Raw genomic sequence first — 15521 nt, forward strand, 5'->3', positions numbered from 1 at the left:
AAACCGAAATGATTGCATTTGAAATCATTTCAACATCTGATGATGCGAGTCATTCTCATCAACATCAATCCTGATAGGATTCTCGTTCATCCCGGCATCCAGACCAAAGACCGCCGTGATGCTGGGCATGGTTGCTGGCTCGCTGTTTACCTTGGTGCTCATTTGATGGTCAAGCAGCACTCCATCGACAGCAACTCCATACCCCATAAAGATCTGCCCCCGATAGATGTGAGCCAGTTGTACGGGTTTGTTCTTCATGCTTTTCTCTCCTGCGCCGTCTTGCGCTTATGGCATGGCCAGCACAACGCCTGCAGGTTGCTGTCGTCGTCGGTGCCGCCGTGAGCTTTGGGTTTGATATGGTCAACTGTCGAAGCCGGGACAGGCTTCCCATTCCTCAAGCACTCCTGACATAAATGTCGATCACGCTTCAGGATGCGGGCTCTGATGATGTCCCACTTACTACCATAGCCTCGCTGGTGGCGGCTGCGGCCCTGCTGGTGCTGTTGCCAGCCTTCGTTACGGTGAGCCTCGCAGTAGCCAGAGCGGTCCGTCGTTGTGCCTGAACAGCCACGCTTGCGGCATGCCCGAGGAATTGCGGCAGGCATTAGCGCTTACCAAACAGCAGGCCGCCAGGCTTCACCGCGTTGCGTATGGCGTCGGTCACTACCTGATTAATGGTCTGTTGCAATGTGACCTGAGCTGAAGCCTGAGCATCCTGTGACACCAGCAGCGCCTTGAACACATCGCTCTCGCGTATGGCGTCAATGACAGCTTCACGCATCTCGTCAGAGAGACGGATCTTGAACTCTGCTGCTGTGGCGATCGCGTTGTTTAATTGCAGGCTGCCGCTTTTATTTACCTCAAACTTATCAGCCAGGAACCTCACCTTCTTGTCGCCATCCTCTACAGCGACACCCATACCAGCAGCGTAAAGGCGGCCGTTCTCGTCGCGCTTTACCTTCATTAAGCTGCTGGCTGTCGTATCAGCATCGCTGATCATCGCCTCTTTGATGAATACCTTTCCATCTTCGATGGCAAACGGAGATAAATCAGCGAGCTCCTTGCCAAGCTCCTTCGTCAGACGTCTGTGCTTGATGTGTTCCACCGCATCGCTTATCTCTTCAGGTGTATAGCCGCCGCCAATAGCAACATAGCGATCTCCGAGCATTACCACAGGCACCTTGCCTTCAGATGACGTGCCTAGCTTTTGCTCCCAGCGGCCCCTAAAGCAGTCAAGCTGATCGGCAATAGCTTTCTGCATTTCCAGCAGGTCACCCAGGCTCGGCTCTGTTATCTTCTCGGGGCTGGACTCATTTGTATCTGGTGCGGCAAAGTCAGGCCCTTTAAGCGAGATAGAGACAGGGAAATACTCTGGGACACCGTGCACCTCTTCCCGAACGCCCCACGCATCATATTTTGCGGTGCCGGCAGCGTTATGGAGTTCATAGCCACACTCAAGTGTGACAATCCGAAGGCTGTTCATTACCGTTTTCAGTGGTAACCGTTTCATGTTGGTTTCCTTTTAGATGTGAGCCTGTCGCACGGGACAGCCGCCCGAGAGAAGCGGATCCCCAGGCTCACGGCTGAAAGACTCTCTTTGGTGCGCGTGCGAGGCGCATAAAAAAAGCCACCAGCGAATGCCAGTGGCTCAATAGTGATATGGCGATATAAAAACCGTCCGAAGGCGGCTCTTACTCATTCTGGCTGTTTATCACCAGATTCTGGCGCTGACTCAGGGTTGTCTTTTGGTTTTTTATCCGTCTGCTCAGACTTATCATTTGTAAGGTCGTCAGGGATGGGGCTTAAGTCAGGATGGTCGCCATTAACGGGACGGTCAGTCATATTAACCTCCATTTTGGTTCATGGAACCTTAAGTATAGACAATCAGCTAATTGTCCTCTGGATATCTGAATACTCAGAGATGGTCTGCTGTAAGACCGTGTACGGCTGCTTCCTGGAGAGACTTATGTGCACTTAATGGCAGGCCAGTAAGAGGGTGGCATCGAATGAAAACTCCATCCATACGGCGAACCTTACAGACAAGCCCACGGCATTTTTGGCCTGCTAAATACCATTCCCCGTAGACAAGGAAGACACCTTTTACCTTTTCTATGATAAGTACCCTGGCATCACGTTTTATCATTTTCACTTCACCGTGCTGGTCAGCAGGTCACCGAAAAAATGCCATCTAAAAGCAGACGGCATAAAAAGTGGGTTATCAGGTGTAATCAGGTCACTCATTCGACCTAAATCAATTGTAGCAGCCAGAGCTAAAGATTTAGCATAAGGAAACACTTTCTTCGTAACTATGTAGCTTAGGTCACGTTCCAGGTGGTTTATAAGGCAACGCTAACTATGTAGTCAGTGAAATTATTCTTCCTTCATAATTGCAGGCCTGATGTCACATTCCCGGAACTGATAATCGCCGTACTCGGCGCGAAGCTCGGCATCAACCTCATCGAAGATCCGATCATATAACTGGCGTGTCGGCTCGTTCCCCCATGCACGAACGAAATGGATGCCCTGACCGTCCGGGACTGCTTCCGTTGAGAACCGGAATGTAAGCTGCCATACCGCTACCTTGTTCAAATCCAAAGGCTGTTTCATATCCCCTCCGCTGTAATTAGTCGCGGTCAGGATAGTTCATTGTATCGACAATGAGTACAGTGCTGGGGTCAGTTTTTGAGCCATGACACATTCCCCTGTCCTGTAAAAATGCTTTCCGGCTAAATCTCAGTGCAAAAATCATTAAAATCAGCATGCTTAGTATTGTAACGATTGTGCATTTGCACCCCTTAGAAACACTCTGGGTTTCCTGTTTCTAAGGGCTTTTTTTATTTCACTGCGTTATACCAGGCCTGCCAGCGGTACTTATCCAGCCGAAGTTGGCGCAGGCATTGCGATGTCTCGATGTCTGATTGCAGATCCGCGTCGCTGTCCTTTCCAGCATCACTTCCCTTGCACGGTTCCTGCATCAAATCCGCTGATGGAGTTGGCAGCGTCGATGGCACGCTGGCGCAGCTGCACAGCAGCATCGTCAAACTGGCACACAGTACGATTCGGATCCTGGACATATTTCACCACGTCGCGGGTTATGGTTCGGTAGATGATCCGGCCTTCGTCGCTGGCCTGCGCGGCCTTCTGCTCGACCGGCTGAATCGCCTTTTCTGCTTTGGTGCGCTTATCGGCAGCCAGGGCGTTAATGTGGTCGGCGTGCGCGTACCAGCCATTCCGGTAACGTAGCTCGCCATAGCCAATAGCAAGCAGGATCACCACGAGAGCGATCAGCAGAACCGTTCGGAAGCTAAAGGTCATGTTTGCTCTCCGCCAGACACATCGAGAGCTCCCGCCTTTAAGAAATCACCATGCGTCTTTTGCAGGTATGATTTATAAGCTAACTCAGCATCAGCCTTGTTTTCGAATGTACCTAGGTGGACTTCCTTTTTGTTCACCTTGAGTCTGGCGCGCCATTTTTTGCTTTGTGCGTGCCAGCTGACTCCTTTGCATCCGCTCGTATTTGCGCTAGACAAGCCTTTATTAATCTCATTTTGAGACCGCGTGCATTGCCGCAGATTTTCAATTCTATTGTCTTTCTTATCACCATTAATATGGTCAATCTCACCCTCGGGCAGACATCCGTGGACATACAACCAAACCATTCTGTGCTCAAGGTAATGCACCCCGTTTAGCTTGATATACCGATATCCGTTATCTCCGTTTGCGGTGCCGGCAATTCTGCCCGGTTTTACCCACCCCTTTGCAACTTTCCATACAAATCGGCCAATGTCATCGTGGTAAGCAAAGTTATCCATTAACTGACTCTGGGATATTTTCATGCGTATTACCTTTCAAAAACGAGCCTCGTTGCCCAGAAGCACCGCCCGCAGAGAGGCCGCCGCCTATAGCGGTGATTCTCCAAGGTTCGTTTCTGAAAGGCTCTGCGTGAAAGCGCCGGGCATGGCGCTATGAGGGAATTATTTCTTCACGTCGAAATCGCCAATACAAAGCGATCTTTCCATTTCTCTACGGTTAATAAGTCCAGCCCATTTCTGCTTCCCAGCGTAAACCCAGCGGCGCATCTCTTCGCACGCTCCGGCATGATCACCACGGTTGAGCTTGCGCAGCAGCGTGGACTTTGAGAAAGCGTCAGAGCCGACGTTAAAGACGAAGCTGTAGAGCGCGGCGCGCTGATACTCGTTAAGCGGGGCTTTGACCAGACTATCAACCGTCTTTTTGGCTGGCTGCAGGTCTTTCCACAGCAGGTTGTCACATTCGCGATCGGTGTAGGTCTTCCCTCTCACGATATCCCGGCCCGTATGACCATCGCAGACAGTCCACACCCCGGCGACGTCTTTATAGGGCACATACTTGCGCCCTTCGACGCCATCCTGCCCGCCTAGGAAAAGGGAGGCGATCAGCATTGCACCGCCACCAGCGGCGGCGATGAGTTTGTTACGCAGGCGGCTGGTCATTGGCATTTAATCATCTCCGACTTTGACTGCGGGGCCGTACTTCTCCAGCGCTTTGACCTGGGCGTTCGTTACCTTGCGCTTAAAGTACCAGTTAACCAGCCCGGTTATGATGATGCCCGCGATACCAGCCAGTACACCGACGGCGCTCCATTCATCAGGACTTAGCTTTGTCAGAACACCGTTCAGGATTGTGCCGCCGGACGTGCCGAGCGCGACACCGGTTACGAGTTTGCTCATATGGGACATATCTCTCACCTCCGATGGGTCGGGGTGCTGGGAGTAGTAAAAAGGGTTTCAGGCATAAGAATTCACGCCTGCTCTTCTGATTTTCAAAGGAACACAGAGACTTATTTCGTGATAATCCTGTCAATACAGTAGGAATAGGGTCATGATGCCTTTTTCTCATACTGGAATTGGCATGAATGATGAAGACTGGATTATTGGGAGAGCTGTCATTGACATCTTCCAGTCAGACCCGGAGCAAGAAATAAGCAAAGAATTGCTTATCAAATTTCTCACAAATAAGTATGTGGCTATCTATGAAAGCAGTGCTTCGGTAGAAGAAATTTTGCTTTATGAATCAGCTTTAAAGTGGGTAATAGATACTTCTAATTAAACAGCAAACTAACCAAAGGCTCACCTCTGAAAGGGTCTATGGTTGAAATGCGCCGAGCGTGGCGCGGGACATAAAAAACCCGCTCGGCGGCGGGTTTGTGTTCGTGCAGGCGTTAACGACACATTTCAGCTTTCGCTTTCATGTAAGCTTGATTGGCCAGCTCTGCAGTTTTGAAACTACCAAGATTTTTGCGTTGCCCGTTGATGATGATAGCCGAACGCCATACACCACGAGCCTTGCACCAGTTGGCTCCGATCAGCTTAGACTTCGCCCCTTTTCGGGCTTTGTGCCTGTTCTGCTGATTAGCAAATCGGGTGACAACACGTAAGTTATCCCATCGGTTATCTTTGGGATTACCATTGATATGGTCAACACACTTATCATCCGGCGGCAACGCGCCATCCATATACAGAAAAGCCAAACGATGAGCGAAGATTAATTTCTTATCGATCATTATCTGAACATAGCCGTGGGTATCAGCGTTACCAGCTATTTTACCGGGCATAGACCGTGGACCTGTACGTTTTATCCAAACAAATAAACCAGTCAAAGGCTCATACTTCAGAACCTCTTTCAGCCGTTCTTGCGTGATGCTCATGATATGCGTGTGCCTTACTTTGAAATGAACCTTTGCCGCACAGAAAATCAGCCCGTCGAGGCTCGCCAGCGCTGACTGACTTCCTCAAAGGCTCATTTCAAATGGATTGGTTCGACGTGATGAACGCGCGGGCGGTGCGCGGGAAATGCGGATACAAAAAAACCCGCAACGTGGCGGGCTTTTCAGAGTGAATTATCTGTAGGCGATATACTCCATAATTTGAAGCTTACACGACAACTTCGGACAAAATCAAGCTTTGATATTGAAAAAGTTAAACCCATAGGAGCAAGTCCTCAAAAGGTGAGGTGATACAAAAAACCCGGCGCGGTGGCCGGGTTGTTTTAGAGGATGCTTGCGAGATACCTCAATTGTTTCTGGTATCGCGTAACTGATTGGTTAACCTGCAATCGCTTGCCTTCACTTACGGTATGGAATCTACCAACCTTAAGCTGAGAGATTGGGATACCTTCGGCACCACTAATTTGACCACTGGAAACGAAATCATCGGTTACAACAAAAGCTTTGCTTACATCTTCATCGGCAAATAGATGCTTATATTTATCAGCAATCTTAACAGCTCGCTCGATATACATTTGCGATGCTTTGCCCGGTGTTGATGACAGTTTGCTTTTTGATCCAGCCATCGTCATAACGATTGCTGCGACTTTAGGTGAGGATAAACCTCCGGCGCGGCTATTCCACATCTGGAAGTCTTTATCAGTGCGTGACAGCATATCCAGTGTCAAATTAAGAGATTCGATAGAATGCTCGTCAACTCGAACAGGAATGATTAGTGCTTCAGCGGCGCACCAAGCAAGGTGTGTCCCACCTGCATAAAACGGGCTTGTATCCATTAAGAGAATTTCGCATTTTTTCTCAACGGCCTCCTCTTTCATGATCGAATGAAGGGAGGTAAGAAGCGTAGCGACGGCTCTTGGCTCTCCTCGAGATAATGCCACCTGAAGTTGCTGATACATGCTTGAGGGGAAAGCAAATAGCTCAGGGTCTCCAGGAATTGCATAGCAAGCCTTTCCGCCTTTGAAATCTTCGATGTAATTGCTTACGCGATATGAAATATCGTCTGGCTTATCACCAAATGCTGGACCTAACATTTTAGGTGTTAAAGCATGAGCAACTGTAACTTTAGCATTAGCTCCCTTCAGGATCGTTTCCGTCAGGTTGCATTGTGGGCAAAGGTCAGCAACAAGAACCGAATTGATGCGAGAAATCTCGTATGCCAAGTTGAAAGTCATCGTAGATTTACCGACGCCTCCCCTAAGATTGGATACAGCATAGCTTTTAAAACGAGGTCCACCTGTTGCGACATAGCCATGCTCTACAACCTGAGCATAGCGGGCAAGCACATCATCTACCAAACCTGACATAATCATCTCCTCATATCGACGAATAGCATTTAATCACCACAAAAGTGCAGGATCAACAAAAATGTGCAGGTTTTGAAATTAATTGCAGGTATTTAATTAATTTGCAGGTTTATGTTTAAGATGCAGGGGCTGTGTTTTTTTGCAGGAGCTTCTGGTAGAGCGATCAAAAAAGGCCGCATCTCTGCAACCTTTAGTCAATCGAGCGTATTTTCCGGCCGCTTTTAGCTCTCACTCTGATGGAGGGTTGTTGCATTTTGAAAAGCAGTGTCTGCTTGATGCTCTTCCTGCCAGCATTTATCAACAAGATCAGCAAGAAACGGTTTCCAGTTACGGGTCCATGTCCTCACATGCAGATTCGGCAGACGCTTAAGAATCACTTTGTGCGCAGCGGTCGAGGGTACAGACGAGAAGCCATTCCCAGAACAGCGCTCACAGGTTTTGAATACCGGCGCGCCCTTCTCCTTTGTCGCTACACGATCGAGCACTTCGCCTTTGCCGCCGCAGCGGCACCGGGCGTGAACGACGCCCTTTCCGCCGCACGATGCGCAGGTGTGCTTCACCAGCTCATGCTTAATCTTCGGGGCCACCACCGGCACACCGTCAGCATCAATAATGCCGGGATGTTTGATCACATCCTCATAGCGTGACGTCAAACCGGTACCGTCGCAGCTGTGACATGTCACGCTGGTGGCCGCCGAGCGGGCATATTCAGCGAAGGCAAATTGCGCCAGCAGTTGCATGCACCAGCCGAACTCGCCACCAGCTGCTTTGCGCACATTCTTCGGGGCTGCTTCCATCGCATGCCGCGCGAGCGCCTGAACCGCCAGCTGCTCATCCGTTTTGCTGATCCCGGCCTTTCCGAAGTATGCCGCCAGACCGAACCGGGCGCGGCTACTGGTGGTGCCGATGGCTGCCATGATATCTGTGCCGGTGACGCGATCCGGCGAGGTGCCCTTCACGCTGTCGCTGATGTGCATGCCCTGGGGGCTGAAGTGTTTGAGTGATGCTTCCAGCTTCATTCTTCACACTCCCCTACCAGATTAAGGATGATCGCCGCGCCGCCATTTTCCATATATTCGGTTCTCTCATTCGCCAGCAGCCAGATACAGACCTCGACAGCTTCAGCTCGTGTTACCGGCTTGATGGAGGACAGCAATTTCTCCAGGTAGTTTTCACGATCATAAACAGAATTGTGGTGCTCCGAGTAGCCGTATTCATGTCCCAGTTCACGGGCAGCGCAATCACGCTCACGATAAAGCCAGTCCCAGTAAACCAGTTCGCGAACCACATCAGAAAGTGTGTGGGGCTCCGGCAAAACGTCACAGTAACCGCCCACCATCGCGCGCCGCTGATCGTCAATTTCAAAAATGCGATGACCGCTAATATGCCCGGCTTCCATTTCTTCGGCAGACCAGCCGAAGTCGTACCCTTTTACATATTTCGGCGACGTTTTGATGATCCGTTCTGCCTCCACGTCTTCCAGCGCCGCTTCGTAGCTGCCGAACGTAGCGCGGACTCCTGCCGCCTTCTTGATATTCTCCCGTGCTTTCTCAATAGTTCGCGCCGGGTTATCCATGCCGATAGTGCCGAACGCAGCCACGAACGGATCAACGCGGTTCGCCAGCAGGTAGCGGGAATATCGTTTCTCGGCCTCCTTTGGTGTGATCGTGATTTTCTCCAGCGCGGCTTCGGCTGCGTCCAGGTGTGCCGGTTCGTTCATTCGGATGACCTCCAGCACCCAGAGATAGGCGTCTGTCTGCTTATCGCCGGTAATTTTACGCTGCTCAGGCAGTGGCTTGATGTTCGCCAGGGTGGTGCTGTGCGTTGCCGTCGGGATGGTGAAAAGTGCTTTATGTTCGATATTGTCTGTACGCATTATGCAGCCGCCTTTTTCTTGTAAAAAACCAGTTCACGAACCTGATCGCCGTTCATGAGCATGTTGTTGAAGTCATCGTGATCCGGCCAGTAGACGCTTACCTGTTGAAGGTCATTCTTTGCCAGCAGATTGGCATGGGCACACTCGTACGCCGCGGCCAGCCCGGTAGCGCTGTTCTCATCACGATCGGCAAAAATAATCAGGTGCCTGACGCCGGCCGGCACGCGGAATTTCTTCATGAATCCGCTGTTGATGGTCGCCCAGGTGTTCACCTTGTAAATCTGGTGCGCAGATAGCGCTGTCTCGATCCCTTCAGCGATACCCAGCGTGCTGGCCACCGGAAACATTCGGATTGCCACAGAGCGGGCGTGATCCAGATAATTATCCTCCTGCAGGGACTTGAGGCGTTTGGCGCTGGTCCCGATGTCTGCCTTTCTGGCCCCGTCGAGCAACGTCTGATGGAGATAGCAAAGCTCCCCTTTGTCGTCGGTAGCCAGTGAATAGAGAGACTGGAAAACCAGACCGTTATGACGCTGCTTATCGTTGAAGCGAATAGCTTCTGCTGGAAGCTGGTAAATGCCGCGTGCATTGAGGTACTGGGCGCCGGAAGTGCCGCGCAAGGCGGTAAGCTTTGCAAATTTGCTGAGCACCCTGGTTCGCATGCTGGTGGCGCTGCTGGTTTCAGGCAGCTTTTCCCGCGTGAAGCTGTTGCCAATGAGCTGATCGATTTCCTTGCAGATCTGGTTAAAGGGTTTGCCCTGGGTGGTGGTCACCAGTTTCATACCGTCGCCGCTGCCGCACGTACAGATCCAGGTGCCAGCTCCATCACGATCATCGATACGGAATTTGCCAATCGAGTCACATACCGGGCACTTCCCCCTGAAGTGGTTTTTCCCGGTGATTGGTGGCAGTCCGTAATGCTCGAAAATCATGGCCCACTGGCCCTTTGCTGCTTCTGCAGTTTTGAGATTAGTTCTCACGATAAAACCTCAAATCAAAGTTGTTCTTAACAAAATCTTCCCGTGCGCTGATGGCCGCCGTTAAATCATTAAACCGGCCAAGGAAGAAACGCTTACCATTGCAGTTAGCTTGAGCGATCCATTTACAGCTTTTATCGCTCCAGTAAACGCCCTTAACCCCGCTCTTGTTATCCGCCCGTAATTTGGCATTAATAGCGTTCTGCTGAGGGTCACACTCGCGCAAGTTCTCCCAGCGGTTGTCGTCACGTTTACCATTCTCGTGGTCTACAAATTCGGGCATTCTTCCCGTCATATACAGCCACGCCAATCGGTGGGCTTTATATCGCTTCCTCTTAATCAAAATATTCACATACCCATTCGTGCATGTGGTCCCGGCAACATCACCAGCATTGACGCAATAGCTGGGCTTAATGAGCCAGGTAAACACACCTGTGTCTGCTGAGTAATGGAGGAGGCGTTTTACTTCCGCCTGACTTAAGCGCTTCATACTCGTTTCCCTAACTGCTGCCTGATGTCGCTAATCACTTTCTGTGCCTGATGAATTGACGCGGGAGCCTCCGATTTCTGAGCCTCCTCCATGCGTCTGGACTTACCCTTCGCAAAAGCAATCTGCTTGTGCTTGATGAAGTTCGAAACCGTGGGGGTAATGTCCATCGGATAGTCGCTCAGTCCGCGTGGCCACTCCCCGAAACGTTCATGAAACGTGTGCTTACACCAGCCATCGCTTACCGGTGTTTTGCCAAGGGATTCGCGCTGTTTCTGGTAAAACTTGATCTGACTCCACCAAGCTTGCTTCTCGGCCTTCGTCGGCTGCGGCTTGTCCTTACCCAACTTTTTCAGCTTGCGCCCGGTGTCGGTGTCAATGTCCTCGCCTGCCAGCGGCTTATGGCCGCACTTCGGGCAGACGTAGACACCAACTGGTTTCATGTAGTGGCATTGTGAGCATTCGTGCGGCAGCTTCTCTTCGCGTTCCTCAGCTGCGCGGCGCGCGCTTTCCTCCATGCCGTCAGATTTACCGGGAAGATCGTCATATTCGATAGAATCCGGATAGCCCAGGCGGTGAACGGTGCCGCTGTGATCAAAGATGAGGCAGGACTCTTTTCCAGGGGCGGTGCGTAGCCCACGCCCGAGCGCCTGCAGCCAGCGAATCTCGCTTTTGGTTGGCCTGGCATAGATGATGCAGCGAACATCGCTGTCGAACCCGGCCACCAGCACGCCTACGCTGACTATGATTTTCGTTGCGCCTGTTTCGAAGCGGTGAATGATGGTTTGGCGTTCGTCGACCGGGGTGTCAGCGGTCATTACCTCGGCATTTACGCCAGCCTGATTAAACTGGATGGTGAGAAAATTGGCGTGGGCTACGTTCACGCAGAACGCGATTGTCGGCAGGTCACGGCCATTCTCCAGCCAGTTCTGGACGATATCGCCCACCAGCGTCGAGCCGCACATGATCTCGGCCAGCTGGGCCTCGTTATAGTCGCTGCCGTACTCCAATGATGGCTTAGTTTTGACGCCTTTCAGATCTGGCTTAGTCGGTGCGTAGAACTCATATTTGCTTAAGTCACCGCGCTGGATAAGCTCGCCTATAGTGGTCGGTTTGATGAGGCGGTCATAGTAATTACCCAGGAACGGGGAGAATGGTGTGCCCGACAAACCAATGACCTTCACCCCGCTGGCGCGCAGCCGTTCAATGTCCTGCAGGATGCGTTTTTTACGCAGGTGCGCTTCGTCGATAATCAGCAGATCGATGTCTTCCGGGAAAACGCGACGGATCAGCGTGTCAGCACTGGCAATCTGGATTTTGAGAGACGGATCATGATTCGGATGATCAGCCCAGATATAGCCAATCTCATCACCAGGCAAGCCATATTCCACAAAGCGGATGGCTGTCTGCTCAATCAAAATGGTGTACGGCGCGCAGAAAAGAACACGCATACCACGGCTGACGAACCCGGCAACGATGAAGGCAGCCAGTCCTGTTTTACCGCTACCGGTCGGCGAGTACACCATGAAGGTGTCGTGTGCCTTCCAGTCACGGCGCAACATGTTCAGCGCGCGCTCCTGTGCAAAGTTCGGTGTGATAGTCAGCTGCATTGTGCTGCCCCCGTGGTAATGAGATAATAATTTTGTGATGTGGTGTTCATGGATACCTCCTCACATGGCTGGCAGCCTCCCCTAAGGTTGCCGGCCCCCTTTCTGAACCAGCTCCCCCTGAAAAGCACTCTTCCAGGAAGAACCTTCCTCAATTCTCTGCGCCTTCAGCCTGTGTACTATCTTGCTGGTACTGGCGGCTTTTTTGGTTTAGCCCTTAAGACTGGGATCTACCTAACCTATGGATCTCTCCTGTTGGAAAAGGCCCTATTCCTACCCCTGCACCCAATCCCCCCTTACCCCCCTTTCCCTCTTCCCCATAAAAACGTACTATTTCCCTAGTACACATGAGGAATCGGGTAAGGCGCTTTCCAACCTGAACAGGCACCTTTAAGCCTGCTCTGTTCGGGTACCTTTAAACCCGAAACTATTAGGAGTGCTGTTACGCTCCTGCCAGGGGCGGTTCGGCGGTATACCCCTGCAAAGCCCTGCCCTGGTTCTTCACAAAAAGACGGAGCCGGGTATTTGCCTCATGCCTGGCCCGGTTCTCCTTGCGGAAACTTACGGGCTCAGCGTCTAACGCTTCCTGATACACCGCTGCATATCGTTGAACTGCTTTTGGCCTTGCAGCTGGTGTCAGGATCAGCAGCTGCTGCTGTATCCACTCTGCATCTGCCTGGCTGCATATGTCCGGCATAGACAGTTGTGCCTTAAAAAAATCATTCTCCATAAAGCAACCAGTGAGCTTCACATCCAAGCGCTGCGGCCAGCTCAATAAGAAGACGTGGTCTTTTGGTTTCTCCAGACTCAATCGCCTGTATCGATTGCTGCCGCATACCTACCTTTTGAGCTAGTTGGGTCTGAGACAGGCTTAACTCAGCTCGTTTTTGCTTAACTCGATGAGCGAGATTCATCGTAAACACCTCACAGTTTTATCTGTATATTTCTACAGAATTTACTGTTTGTCAAATACAGTTTAAGCTGTAAATATTAATAAAATTATTTACAGGGGCAGTCGCATGGGATTGGCAGAGCGGGTAAAACAAAAAAGGATTGAGCTTGGGCTCACCCAAACAGAAGCAGCAGAACTTGCCGGGATACGCCAGCAGTCATGGCAAAGTATTGAGGATGGGAAGACCCTAAAACCACGCAACATCATTGGCATCGCGAAAGCGCTACGCTGTGATGCCAACTGGCTTATGAATGGCGGTGCATTCAAGCCGATCTCAGAGGTGAACAGCAGGAGAGTTCCATTGATCAGCTACGTTCAGGCAGGAGCGCTTGCAGAAAAGCCACCAATAGAGGCCTTTGACGGCAGCTTCGAGTACATTCTTACAGACTCTGAGTTGTCTGAGTTTAGTTTTGGGCTTCGTATCGAGGGTGACTCTATGGAGCCTGATTTCAAAGATGGCGATATTATAATCGTTGATCCTGAGCTTGAGCCTTGCCCGGGAGAGTTTGTAGTGGCTAAAAATGGTGGTAACGAAGCTACATTTAAAAAATACCGCCCAACTTTTACTGACATGCAAGGCTGTCAGCATTTTGAACTTGTCCCTCTCAACGATGATTACCCTGTAATAAACAGTGATATCCAGCCACTAACCATCATCGGAGTTATGGTGGAACACCGGATTTATCGCAGAAAGCGCTAAGGCATCTTCCTCAGGTATGAAAACCGGCTATGCCGGTTTTTTTTGTCTTCTCAAAATTAAATGGCGATGAAATACAATTACATATGTAAAATCACAGCAATTTTACAGTTTTATCTGTTGCCTAAATTACAGTTTTAGCTGTATGATTTAATCATCCTAACTGACCAAGGCATAAAGATGAGCACAAGGAAATTTTACCAGGTAGTAAGTCTTCCCGATTTTCGGTATGAAACTGATTGCTCAGGGATTCAATATGACGAAGTCGCCAGCGATTGTGAAAGTAAAAGCATATCAATCTTAGATGCGATAAATTTTATTAGCCTGAGAATTTTTGAAATTTCCGAAGAGGAAAATAAAAAAGATGAAATAAGAAATCTTTCAGGCGTCATTGCTGATCTAGCTGAGATAGGATTAGCGACAAATAAAATACTTAATTCTGCATCTTATTATTCTGGATTGAAGGATGGTAAAAATGGCGCATGAAATATCAATCGAGCAGGCTATCGAAAAGTCCTGTCAAATAGAAACGATATTAGCAATGCTAGAAAGCTGCCCGGACGAGATGAATGATGCTCAGCTGATCTCTGTCGTTACACTGACGCGGCGTCTTGCGGGTGAAGTGTATTGCTGGTTGCTTGAAGAGCACTCTCAGAGAGGGGCTAAGTAATGTCTATCTGTTTACTGGCGGCTAGGAACCGCGTTAAACAAGCTGAAGCAGTTCTGGGCGTGTGGCTGGAGAGTCCGCGTGATGACTATGAATGTTCGTTGATATCTTCTGTAATCACGCTTCTGGAAGGTGTAGAAGAGGCAATTAACGAGGCTGATATCAAGCTCAATTCTCTGAAAAAATAGAAATTCTATAGCGTTCAATTAAATAACAGCTTAACAGCTGCGAATCATCTCACCCTAAAAACCGGAGTGAAGGAAATGAAAGATAAGTCAGCATTCAAATCAGCTTCAATTCTCGCCCAATTAGGTTACTGGGATATCGCAATGCTTCATCTTAAAAAAGCATATGGGCAGTAATCATGAGCGCATTAAAAAGACAAGATGTTCAGTATGTGAATATCAAAGCTGAGCAACTAGCGGGTCTATCACAAACATTATTTGAATATCACGAAAAGCTCGACCACTTCCAACTTAAAACGATTTGCGCTCTTGTTTATGATCTAGCCACTGATATTCATGACTGGACTGAAAAAGAGGAAGGAATAGTTATGAGTTTAGAGGAGGAACAGCGCAATGAATAATTTAATTAGCACTTATCGCCGACGAATTTTAAAGGCTGCGTTATTACGCCACCAGCGTAAAACTGGCAGTAGTTTCCTCATTATCAAGCTTAACAAAGGCGGTATTAACACGGTCGAGTTAACAGAGATTCATCTCGATGGATTATTACGAAAATTCGAAAGGCTCGCGATCAGTGAGTGCGGAAATGTCGAAGGCGTAAAAGCTATTAAGGGAATTTACAGCAGCTCTGTTGATGTTAATGGCAGCGGTGAGTTCCTCACAGAAAGCGGGAAGGAGTTAATCGACGAGCTTATTTCTGAGCTGGTGGAGTTCGTCAAAAAACAAAAAGTGGAGGCTCCGAAAATGGAGGATCAGGAAGGGGAGGCAGCTGATGGCACTGACTGCGATACGAATTCCTGAGCGGATCCACCTGCAGGCGGTGAAGGTGCTCTTGCAGTTCCGGCAGCAGCGCATTTTGCCGCGGCGAATGCGACGTACCGGCTACCTCAGTCTGAGGGTGAACTTGCGATGGCGGCTACTTTCCCGAGACGGCGGACGGAACTGGGAAGTAATGAGTCACGAACGATATAGCAAAGTTAAGGACGGAAAATGAAGGATAAG

General features: G+C 49.9%; 25 protein-coding genes. 7 read left to right on the top strand and 18 right to left on the bottom strand.

The genetic code is table 11. The features are described 5' to 3' along the window. Positions 1 to 24 precede the first annotated feature (24 nt). The 9 genes from RTP97_RS05265 to RTP97_RS05305 all read right to left on the bottom strand — a co-directional run bounded on the left by RTP97_RS05265 (position 25) and on the right by RTP97_RS05305 (position 4718). Positions 25 to 258 (bottom strand): hypothetical protein, encoded by a 234-nt coding sequence (locus RTP97_RS05265; RefSeq protein WP_312411574.1) that lies wholly within the window; start codon positions 256 to 258, stop codon positions 25 to 27. Continuing rightward, positions 255 to 605: an HNH endonuclease signature motif containing protein gene (locus RTP97_RS05270; protein WP_312411575.1), complete on the bottom strand. Its 351-nt coding sequence runs from the start codon at positions 603 to 605 to the stop codon at positions 255 to 257. Before RTP97_RS05270 ends, RTP97_RS05265 begins: the two co-directional genes overlap by 4 nt. Beyond that, positions 605 to 1510 (bottom strand): DUF1983 domain-containing protein, encoded by a 906-nt coding sequence (locus tag RTP97_RS05275; RefSeq protein WP_312411576.1) that lies wholly within the window; start codon positions 1508 to 1510, stop codon positions 605 to 607. Before RTP97_RS05275 ends, RTP97_RS05270 begins: the two co-directional genes overlap by 1 nt. 185 nt (positions 1511 to 1695) lie before the next feature. Next, positions 1696 to 1842, bottom strand: coding sequence for a hypothetical protein (locus tag RTP97_RS05280; RefSeq protein WP_312411577.1), 147 nt, complete (start codon positions 1840 to 1842; stop codon positions 1696 to 1698). A 528-nt stretch (positions 1843 to 2370) separates the two neighbouring features. Continuing rightward, the gene (locus tag RTP97_RS05285; protein ID WP_312411578.1) at positions 2371 to 2607 is read right to left on the bottom strand and encodes a hypothetical protein; all 237 of its coding nucleotides are present in this window, start codon (positions 2605 to 2607) and stop codon (positions 2371 to 2373) included. A 342-nt stretch (positions 2608 to 2949) separates the two neighbouring features. Then, positions 2950 to 3315, bottom strand: coding sequence for a hypothetical protein (locus RTP97_RS05290; RefSeq protein ID WP_312411580.1), 366 nt, complete (start codon positions 3313 to 3315; stop codon positions 2950 to 2952). Further along, positions 3312 to 3836 (bottom strand): HNH endonuclease, encoded by a 525-nt coding sequence (locus tag RTP97_RS05295; protein ID WP_312411581.1) that lies wholly within the window; start codon positions 3834 to 3836, stop codon positions 3312 to 3314. The genes RTP97_RS05290 and RTP97_RS05295 overlap by 4 nt, the downstream gene beginning before the upstream one ends. Positions 3837 to 3974: 138 nt before the next feature. Continuing rightward, positions 3975 to 4472 (bottom strand): lysozyme, encoded by a 498-nt coding sequence (locus tag RTP97_RS05300; RefSeq protein WP_312411702.1) that lies wholly within the window; start codon positions 4470 to 4472, stop codon positions 3975 to 3977. Positions 4473 to 4478: 6 nt separating this feature from the next. Next, positions 4479 to 4718: a class II holin family protein gene (locus tag RTP97_RS05305; protein WP_042395855.1), complete on the bottom strand. Its 240-nt coding sequence runs from the start codon at positions 4716 to 4718 to the stop codon at positions 4479 to 4481. A 172-nt stretch (positions 4719 to 4890) separates the two neighbouring features. On the opposite strand from RTP97_RS05305, the gene RTP97_RS05310 reads away from it, so the two are divergent. Next, entirely contained in the window at positions 4891 to 5088 is a 198-nt protein-coding gene (locus RTP97_RS05310; protein WP_042395858.1) for a hypothetical protein, read from the top strand. A 112-nt stretch (positions 5089 to 5200) separates the two neighbouring features. Here the strand turns inward: RTP97_RS05310 and RTP97_RS05315 are convergent, their stop codons facing one another. The 9 genes from RTP97_RS05315 to RTP97_RS05355 form a co-directional block, all read right to left on the bottom strand. After that, positions 5201 to 5686, bottom strand: a complete 486-nt coding sequence (locus RTP97_RS05315) for an HNH endonuclease (RefSeq protein WP_312411586.1) — start codon at positions 5684 to 5686, stop codon at positions 5201 to 5203. A gap of 341 nt (positions 5687 to 6027) precedes the next feature. After that, positions 6028 to 7071, bottom strand: a complete 1044-nt coding sequence (locus RTP97_RS05320) for a ParA family protein (protein WP_312411589.1) — start codon at positions 7069 to 7071, stop codon at positions 6028 to 6030. Between the two features lie 221 nt (positions 7072 to 7292). Beyond that, a complete protein-coding gene (locus RTP97_RS05325; protein ID WP_312411591.1) occupies positions 7293 to 8090 on the bottom strand; it encodes an antitermination protein in 798 nt (265 codons plus the stop codon). Then, the gene (locus RTP97_RS05330) at positions 8087 to 8947 is read right to left on the bottom strand and encodes a helix-turn-helix domain-containing protein (protein WP_312411594.1); all 861 of its coding nucleotides are present in this window, start codon (positions 8945 to 8947) and stop codon (positions 8087 to 8089) included. Before RTP97_RS05330 ends, RTP97_RS05325 begins: the two co-directional genes overlap by 4 nt. Next, entirely contained in the window at positions 8947 to 9879 is a 933-nt protein-coding gene (locus tag RTP97_RS05335) for a toprim domain-containing protein (protein WP_312411704.1), read from the bottom strand. The genes RTP97_RS05330 and RTP97_RS05335 overlap by 1 nt, the downstream gene beginning before the upstream one ends. 37 nt (positions 9880 to 9916) lie before the next feature. Beyond that, positions 9917 to 10414, bottom strand: a complete 498-nt coding sequence (locus RTP97_RS05340; protein ID WP_312411597.1) for an HNH endonuclease — start codon at positions 10412 to 10414, stop codon at positions 9917 to 9919. Further along, entirely contained in the window at positions 10411 to 12021 is a 1611-nt protein-coding gene (locus tag RTP97_RS05345; RefSeq protein WP_312411600.1) for a DEAD/DEAH box helicase, read from the bottom strand. The genes RTP97_RS05340 and RTP97_RS05345 overlap by 4 nt, the downstream gene beginning before the upstream one ends. A 439-nt stretch (positions 12022 to 12460) precedes the next feature. After that, positions 12461 to 12748, bottom strand: coding sequence for a hypothetical protein (locus RTP97_RS05350; protein WP_312411603.1), 288 nt, complete (start codon positions 12746 to 12748; stop codon positions 12461 to 12463). Further along, positions 12738 to 12932, bottom strand: coding sequence for a helix-turn-helix transcriptional regulator (locus RTP97_RS05355; RefSeq protein WP_312411605.1), 195 nt, complete (start codon positions 12930 to 12932; stop codon positions 12738 to 12740). Before RTP97_RS05355 ends, RTP97_RS05350 begins: the two co-directional genes overlap by 11 nt. Before the next feature lie 105 nt (positions 12933 to 13037). Here RTP97_RS05355 and RTP97_RS05360 point away from each other — a divergent pair, with 105 nt between their 5' ends. From RTP97_RS05360 to RTP97_RS05385, 6 genes are all read left to right on the top strand, one after another. After that, complete coding sequence (locus RTP97_RS05360) at positions 13038 to 13670, top strand: S24 family peptidase (protein ID WP_312411608.1); 633 nt, start codon at positions 13038 to 13040, stop codon at positions 13668 to 13670. Positions 13671 to 13847: 177 nt separating this feature from the next. Beyond that, positions 13848 to 14153, top strand: coding sequence for a hypothetical protein (locus RTP97_RS05365; protein WP_312411610.1), 306 nt, complete (start codon positions 13848 to 13850; stop codon positions 14151 to 14153). A gap of 183 nt (positions 14154 to 14336) precedes the next feature. Beyond that, the gene (locus RTP97_RS05370; RefSeq protein ID WP_312411613.1) at positions 14337 to 14522 is read left to right on the top strand and encodes a hypothetical protein; all 186 of its coding nucleotides are present in this window, start codon (positions 14337 to 14339) and stop codon (positions 14520 to 14522) included. Between the two features lie 176 nt (positions 14523 to 14698). After that, the gene (locus RTP97_RS05375; protein ID WP_312411615.1) at positions 14699 to 14920 is read left to right on the top strand and encodes a hypothetical protein; all 222 of its coding nucleotides are present in this window, start codon (positions 14699 to 14701) and stop codon (positions 14918 to 14920) included. After that, positions 14913 to 15320 (top strand): hypothetical protein, encoded by a 408-nt coding sequence (locus tag RTP97_RS05380; protein ID WP_312411617.1) that lies wholly within the window; start codon positions 14913 to 14915, stop codon positions 15318 to 15320. Before RTP97_RS05375 ends, RTP97_RS05380 begins: the two co-directional genes overlap by 8 nt. Beyond that, positions 15292 to 15513, top strand: coding sequence for a hypothetical protein (locus tag RTP97_RS05385; protein WP_312411619.1), 222 nt, complete (start codon positions 15292 to 15294; stop codon positions 15511 to 15513). Before RTP97_RS05380 ends, RTP97_RS05385 begins: the two co-directional genes overlap by 29 nt. Positions 15514 to 15521 lie beyond the last annotated feature (8 nt).

Source organism: Pseudescherichia sp. (assembly GCF_031998825.1).
Taxonomy (GTDB): domain Bacteria; phylum Pseudomonadota; class Gammaproteobacteria; order Enterobacterales; family Enterobacteriaceae; genus Pseudescherichia.